The sequence below is a fragment of the Aeromicrobium sp. PFPM2_SD2 genome (genome assembly GCF_057364525.1).
This window is the reverse complement of record NZ_JBNFNZ010000747.1, coordinates 1-683: the sequence shown is the minus strand read 5'-3', so window position 1 is coordinate 683 and position 683 is coordinate 1. Positions and strand designations below refer to the sequence as shown.

At 74.7% G+C, this 683-nt stretch carries 2 protein-coding genes; one reads left to right on the top strand and one right to left on the bottom strand.

All coding sequences use genetic code 11. The features are described from left to right. Positions 1 to 535: SDR family NAD(P)-dependent oxidoreductase (locus AC2W7G_RS17865; RefSeq protein ID WP_485869611.1), on the bottom strand; the 535-nt coding region annotated here is incomplete at its 3' end. On the opposite strand from AC2W7G_RS17865, the gene AC2W7G_RS17860 reads away from it, so the two are divergent. Then, a partial coding sequence (locus AC2W7G_RS17860) for a hypothetical protein (RefSeq protein ID WP_485869610.1) occupies positions 459 to 683 on the top strand: 225 nt, incomplete at its 3' end. The two genes, AC2W7G_RS17865 and AC2W7G_RS17860, sit on opposite strands and share 77 nt — an antisense overlap.

The following is a 683-nucleotide window of genomic DNA, read 5'->3' as shown; positions in this document are numbered from 1 at the left end:
CCCGCGTCCACCCGGACGTGGGCCCCGTCGTCGTGCCGGGGCGAGGGTCAGCGCCGGCGCCCATGCGCAGCGCGCCGTCCATGCGGACGACCTCGCCGTTGAGGTAGTCGTGCTCGACCAGGAAGGTGGCGAGCTGGGCGTACTCGTCCGGGCGGGCGAGGCGCTGCGGGAACGGCACGCCGGCGGCCAGGCCGGCGCGGAACTCCTCGGAGACCGTCGCCAGCATCGGGGTCTCGACGATGCCCGGCGCGATGGTGTTGACCCGGATGCCGTGCTGGGCGAGGTCGCGCGCGGCCGGCAGGGTCAGGCCGACGACGCCGCCCTTGGACGACGAGTACGCGGCCTGGCCGACCTGGCCGTCGAAGGCGGCGATCGACGCGGTGTTGACCACGACGCCGCGCTGGCCGTCGTCCAGCGGCTCGGTCTCGGCCATCTTCTCGGCCGCGAGCGTCATGACGGTGAACGTGCCGACGAGGTTGATCTCGACGACCTTGCGGTACAGCGCCAGGTCGTGGGTGCCGCGCTTGCTCAGGATGCGGGCCGACGGGCCGATGCCGGCGCAGCTGACGACCGCGCGCAGCGGTGCGGCCTCGGCGGCGGTGGCGACGGGCGGCGCGGACCTGGTCCTCGTCGGTCACGTCGGCGGGCAGGTAGGTGACGCCGTCGACCTGCGGCGCGTCCTC